Annotated in this window: 7 protein-coding genes; 3 read left to right on the top strand and 4 right to left on the bottom strand. The window is 40.2% G+C overall.

The window, feature by feature from the left end:
• Positions 1–216: 216 nt before the first annotated feature.
• Complete coding sequence (locus tag V7K53_RS29790) at positions 217–1,455, bottom strand: tetratricopeptide repeat protein (protein WP_335201085.1); 1,239 nt, start codon at positions 1,453–1,455, stop codon at positions 217–219.
• Positions 1,456–1,562: 107 nt separating this feature from the next.
• Between V7K53_RS29790 and cobW the strand changes: the two genes are divergently transcribed.
• Together cobW and V7K53_RS29780 are read left to right on the top strand one after the other, a co-directional pair.
• Positions 1,563–2,603, top strand: a complete 1,041-nt coding sequence (gene cobW, locus V7K53_RS29785) for a cobalamin biosynthesis protein CobW (RefSeq protein ID WP_335201084.1) — start codon at positions 1,563–1,565, stop codon at positions 2,601–2,603.
• Positions 2,604–2,713: 110 nt separating this feature from the next.
• Positions 2,714–3,196: an ABA4-like family protein gene (locus V7K53_RS29780; protein WP_335201083.1), complete on the top strand. Its 483-nt coding sequence runs from the start codon at positions 2,714–2,716 to the stop codon at positions 3,194–3,196.
• Positions 3,197–3,281: 85 nt separating this feature from the next.
• On the opposite strand, the gene V7K53_RS29775 is transcribed toward V7K53_RS29780, so the two are convergent.
• The 3 genes from V7K53_RS29775 to V7K53_RS29765 form a co-directional block, all read right to left on the bottom strand.
• Positions 3,282–3,497 (bottom strand): acetyltransferase, encoded by a 216-nt coding sequence (locus V7K53_RS29775; protein ID WP_292731719.1) that lies wholly within the window; start codon positions 3,495–3,497, stop codon positions 3,282–3,284.
• 278 nt (positions 3,498–3,775) lie between these two features.
• Entirely contained in the window at positions 3,776–4,084 is a 309-nt protein-coding gene (locus V7K53_RS29770; RefSeq protein ID WP_335201082.1) for a DUF3181 family protein, read from the bottom strand.
• Positions 4,085–4,203: 119 nt separating this feature from the next.
• Complete coding sequence (locus V7K53_RS29765) at positions 4,204–4,461, bottom strand: hypothetical protein (protein WP_292731724.1); 258 nt, start codon at positions 4,459–4,461, stop codon at positions 4,204–4,206.
• A gap of 124 nt (positions 4,462–4,585) precedes the next feature.
• On the opposite strand from V7K53_RS29765, the gene V7K53_RS29760 reads away from it, so the two are divergent.
• Positions 4,586–5,257, top strand: coding sequence for a Uma2 family endonuclease (locus V7K53_RS29760; protein ID WP_335201086.1), 672 nt, complete (start codon positions 4,586–4,588; stop codon positions 5,255–5,257).
• The last annotated feature ends 138 nt before the right edge of the window (positions 5,258–5,395 follow it).

Raw genomic sequence — 5,395 nt, 5'->3', positions numbered from 1 at the left:
CTCAATCAATTTTAGCGATCGCAACACCTGTCTAGTTTCTCATTTTTCATATCTAGCAAGCTTTTCGCCGTTTTCTATCCGTCGAACTCACGTTACATTAGGGTTTTGGTATTGAATTGTATCGATTATTTCACTAAGACTTCGGCGTGAATGCTATTTCTCTAGGTGAAATTATCCCATAAATCAGTAAGGCCTAATTTGTTTGTTAGAAATCCTTTATTCAGCGATTAAGGTCTTGAGAGCGTCTTGAGCATCAGCGTTTTCTGGATCTATTTTTAATGCTTGCCGAAAAACTGCTGTGGCCTCTTGTTTTGAGCTATCACTAGATTCATCATAGGAAATCTCTCGGCCAAGTTTGATGTAAAGTTCAGCCATTTTTCGACGTGGAATCATATTCGCTAGCGGCTGATAAAAAGCCATGACAGCAGTAAAGCCTTTTTGTTTGTAAAGTGGCAAATTGATATTGGAGCAGGTGTCATAACTGCCTTCACCAGTTTTTACCACCTTTTGGCAAATTCCTAAAGCTTCATCTAGATTCTCCTGTTGAGCTAGTGCTTGACTCAAGTTACTGTAATAATAATCCGTAGGTTCTTTGGCAGCAGCTTGGCGGTAAAGAGCGATCGCTTCTTCTGGTTTTTCTTGTTTCATCAAGATATCGGCCAGTTGTATATATGTTGAAGCTTCAGGTTTGATTTTAATTAGTTGGCGGTAAGCAGCGATCGCTTCATTGACGAAGCCACGCTCTAATGAAAGTGATGCCAAACGCTCATAATAGACTTCATTTGTGGAGTCATTTTTACTTGCTTGACGATAGATAGCAACTGCTTCTTTATATTCCAGTATTTCACCCAGATAGTAGTAAGCCAGATAACTCTTGGGATCAATTTTCAAGGCCTCACGGTGAGCAGCAATCGCCTCTTCTCGTTTGCCTAATTTACGCAAGATATCACCTAAATTGTTGTAATTATCTGCATCCGGCTGAAGTTTCAGCGCTTGACGGTAAGCTAATAGTGCTTCCTGTGTATTACCAATTTCCATCAGCTGTGAAGCTAAAGTGTAGTAGTAATACGTTTTACTGTTAGGCTCAAGTTTGATAGCTTGACGAAAAGCGGCGATCGCTTCTGTGGGTCGTCCCTTTTTTGCGAGAAAATTACCTAAATTGATGTAAATCTCGGAATTGGGATTTAATTGCAACGCTTGGTGATAAGCAGCGATCGTCTCTGCAATCTTGCCTTGGTTAGATAGGACATCTGCCAGCTTGGCGTAAGCGGAGCTGTTTTTGGCATCCCGTTCAATCAAACTCCGCCAAATATTAGCGGCTTCTTCATAATTTTTCACCTCTTCGGCAGATGTTGCTTTTTGTTCCAACTCTTCTATCGTTTGTGCCGCACTGATTTGAGGAATTAAAGCCAAACCTAAACTCAACAAAAACGGGAATATTTTCAGGTTTACCATAGACTTTCAGCTTAAAATAACTAAGTCAATCTTCAAACCAAGCTTAATCTCAGTATTTAAGTTTGTAACCCGTAAAACTTACCATACTGGGTAAATCAGGCAAAAATATGGCTACGAAAATTCCTGTCACAGTAATCACAGGCTTCTTGGGTAGTGGAAAAACCAGCCTAATTCGCCACCTGCTACAAAACAACGAAGGACGGCGTATTGCCGTTTTAGTCAATGAATTTGGCGAACTCGGTATTGATGGCGAATTGTTAAAATCTTGTCAAATTTGCCCCGAAGATGGTGAGGGTGACACTAATATCTTTGAATTAACCAACGGCTGCTTATGCTGCACTGTACAGGAAGAGTTTTACCCGACGATGCAAGAGTTAATTAAGCGGCGAGATAGCATTGACTGCATTTTGATTGAAACCTCTGGTTTAGCCTTACCAAAACCGCTGGTGAAAGCTTTTCGCTGGCAAGAAATTCGCAACGCCGCCACTGTGGATGCGGTGATTACCGTGGTGGATTGTGCGGCGGTAGCAGCGGGGACATTTGCCAGCGATCCAGATGCGATCGCAGCCCAGCGACAAGCAGATGATAATCTAGAACACGAAACACCTTTGCAAGAACTGTTTGAAGACCAACTTGCTTGTGCAGACTTGGTGGTGTTAAATAAAATTGACTTGGTAGATGCCGAGACAAAAGCCAGAGTTGAGGAATTGATTAAGCAAGAGTTGCCCAGAGTGGTGAAAATTGTCGAGAGCGATCGTTCTCAACTAGACGCATCTATATTATTAGGATTCCAAGCCGCAGTCGAAGACAATTTAGATTCTCGTCCTAGTCATCACGATACTGAAGAAGACCACAATCACGACGAAGAAATCACCTCAACTAATTTAATTTTGGATCGTACCTTTGACCCCGAAAAGCTGCAACAGCAGTTGCAAACATTGGTACAACAACAAGAAATTTACCGGATTAAAGGCTTTGTCGCAGTGCCTAATAAATCTATGCGCTTAGTGATGCAAGGCGTGGGAACCCGATTTGATAAATTTTACGATCGCCCCTGGAAACCAGAAGAAGCTAGGCAAACGCGCTTAGTTTTCATCGGGCGTGATTTGAATTCTTCAGAAATCGAATCACAACTTGTAGCTTTATAATTATACCCAGATCCCCGACTTCTTTAAGAAGTCGGGGATCTTTCTCCTGAGAGTTACTAGTTATGAATAATTAGTTAATTCAAAACAAAAATTCTTCACTTTACAAATATATGACGATTTCTCAACTATTTAATGTTGCCAACCTTTTTGTCTTGCCATTTTGGGCGTTGATGATTTTATTGCCGAACTGGAAAGTCACACGGTGGATAATGTCATCATATTTACCATTTGTGCTGTTAGCAGGGACATATTTATATTTGTTTATTAACAGCATTACTCCAGAAAATGCTCAAGCTTTATCGAATCCTCAATTAGCTGATATTGCGCGATTTTTTGCAGATGAAACAGCTGCGGCAACAGGTTGGATTCATTTTTTAGTGATGGATTTATTTGTCGGCCGCTGGATTTATTGGGAAGGACAGAAAACAGGTGTTTGGACAATTCACTCTCTGACTTTATCTTTGTTCGCTGGCCCGTTGGGATTACTGTCTCACATTTTAACTGACTGGATTACTAAGAGATTTTTCCCAAAGTTTCAGCAGAATGAAAAGGCGACATTAGCAGAACAAGAAGTATCATCAACTGGCACATAGCAATAGGGGCGCACAGATGTGCGCCCCTACTAATGATAATTGCTAATAGTTTACTTCCATTACCAATTATCTCATTTTAAAATCATTAACCGTTGCCGTGTCTATAGTCAGCATCTATCCAGCAGCGTGGTAGAACTTCCCCTGAAGGAAAAACGAGATTTTGTTTTTTGAAAGTTTCAGGTTGCTGTTCTTCTTGACCTTCTTGATCTTTTGCCTGAACAACATCAGTATTCGGGTCAATTAATTCCTGAATTTCAACAATTTTTACCAATTCGCCACTATCTTTGACTTGTAAAAGCATAGAAATTGCCTCAATAAATTTGCATGAAAGTTAAGAGCAAGTTTAAGATAAACTCATTCTCGTCTCAACCAATTTAGAAGGTCGAGATTCCTTAATTGTTCAAGGAAATTTTTACCAGATATGCATAAATAAATTACACAAAATTTATCTATGTATGTGTCTCTATGGTTTTTATCTTTATAAAATTGACACGACAAATTAATCCTCAATTCAGCATTTCAAATTAGGAAATACTGACTGAGAAAGTTGTCTAATTCAAATAATCTTGGTTGTAGAGATTAGATTTCGCGTTGATATTTTTCTAAAATATCAACTAATGTTACTTGGCATTGCAGTGGCAATAAATCACTTAAAGGAAGTTCGCTTCTACCCCCGCCAATTTTTACTGTAATTGATTTCAAGACTTTTAAAACTCGATCTTCACTTACATTGTTGGAAGTAATTAAGGGATACAACTGTTCCGCAACAAGGGTGTGCAGTTTGGCATTAGATAAATAAAGATGCCATTTGGCAATGTCTATGTAGACATTTTCGCCAATTTCAGCTGCTAGGGCTTCCAGTAGTTCTGTGGTATTAGTCTTTGCCATAAAAATAACCCTACGTTAAGAAAGAGTGCGAAATCTCAGGCTTTTCTACATTATCGCTCAATTAATAGGCTGATTCTACTACCACAGGTTACAATCGCCCCAGCATCAGCAGTCCGTCTTCAGGTGGATTTAGGTGGAGTTTCGCTGTAATTAGCGATCGCACTAATATAAATCAGATGCACTAATACTATGCCTGTCCAACTCGCAGTAAATAACGGCAGCCAGTCCCAGGTAGTGCTTTTCAATATGTGGAAAAACCACAAGCCAGAATTAATCGTAGCAGCGATCGCTACGTGGACGGCAAAATTCATCCGGTCATCAATCTTGCGGTAATCAGGGTCTTTGCGATCGGGTTTGCGAGGCCAACGAGGAGGCATAAATATTTGTTACAGATTTAAATACACCCTACTCATTCTAAGGTTTTTAGTGCAGTCGTTGCTATTAGACTTCTAGAAGCAGTCATAATTGAATTGGAAGTCAAGAGCCGCTGGGTTAAATCTGATGACAATCTTTGAGCAAATAGACCCCGATCTCCTCTATCCAGATAGCGACGGCAAACCAATGGCAGACAATACAGAGCAATATCGTTGGATTATCCTGATTAAGGAGAATTTAGAGATTCTGTTTGCTAATAATGACAATGTTTTGATTGCAGGAGATTTGCTCTGGTATCCCGTCCGTTCTCGGCTGATTACACCGACTGCACCTGATGTGATGGTTGTCTTCGGTAGACCAAAGGGAAAACGTAGTTCTTATCGTCAGTGGCAAGAAGATAATATATCACCGCAAGTAGTCTTTGAAATTCTTTCTTATAGTAATGATACTAAGGAGATGGAGCGTAAGCTGGAATTTTACGATACTTATGGTGTTGAAGAATATTATTTATATGACCCTGAAAGTTTTCAACTAGATGGCTGGTTGCGGCAAAACAACCATTTGAATAAGCTATGGCAAATGGATGGTTGGCTCAGTCCCCACTTAGGAATTAGATTTCAAACGGGGCTTGGAGAGTTAGTAATTTACCGTCCAGATGGACAGAGATTTTTGAACTCCCTGGAACTCAATCAACGGGTAGAACAGGCTGAGTTATTGCTAAAACAAGAACGTCAACGCGCTGAACAGTTAGCAGCATATTTGCGTAATCTCGGCATTGATCCTGATAATCTTCCGTAATTGGGGAGTGGGGAGATGAGGGAAGCAGGGGAGCAGGAGAGCAGGGCAGGGTGGTTTCATACAACGAGAGAAAAATAATAATGATTTATAGAGGGTGGAGAAAAATGGATAACTAACAAGTATGAATCTCGTCGAACA

The organism is Nostoc sp. (genome assembly GCF_036917355.1).
In the GTDB taxonomy this organism is placed as follows: Bacteria; Cyanobacteriota; Cyanobacteriia; order Cyanobacteriales; family Nostocaceae; genus Nostoc.
This window is presented reverse-complemented; position numbering and strand designations above follow the sequence as displayed.

Excerpts from the sequence above, each read along its gene's own strand:
- V7K53_RS29790 (WP_335201085.1), bottom strand. The coding sequence starts at position 1,455 with ATGGTAAACCTGAAAATATTCCCGTTTTTGTTGAGTTTAGGTTTGGCT.
- cobW (WP_335201084.1), top strand. The coding sequence starts at position 1,563 with ATGGCTACGAAAATTCCTGTCACAGTAATCACAGGCTTCTTGGGTAGT.
- V7K53_RS29780 (WP_335201083.1), top strand. The coding sequence starts at position 2,714 with ATGACGATTTCTCAACTATTTAATGTTGCCAACCTTTTTGTCTTGCCA.
- V7K53_RS29775 (WP_292731719.1), bottom strand. The coding sequence starts at position 3,497 with ATGCTTTTACAAGTCAAAGATAGTGGCGAATTGGTAAAAATTGTTGAA.
- V7K53_RS29770 (WP_335201082.1), bottom strand. The coding sequence starts at position 4,084 with ATGGCAAAGACTAATACCACAGAACTACTGGAAGCCCTAGCAGCTGAA.
- V7K53_RS29765 (WP_292731724.1), bottom strand. The coding sequence starts at position 4,461 with ATGCCTCCTCGTTGGCCTCGCAAACCCGATCGCAAAGACCCTGATTAC.
- V7K53_RS29760 (WP_335201086.1), top strand. The coding sequence starts at position 4,586 with ATGACAATCTTTGAGCAAATAGACCCCGATCTCCTCTATCCAGATAGC.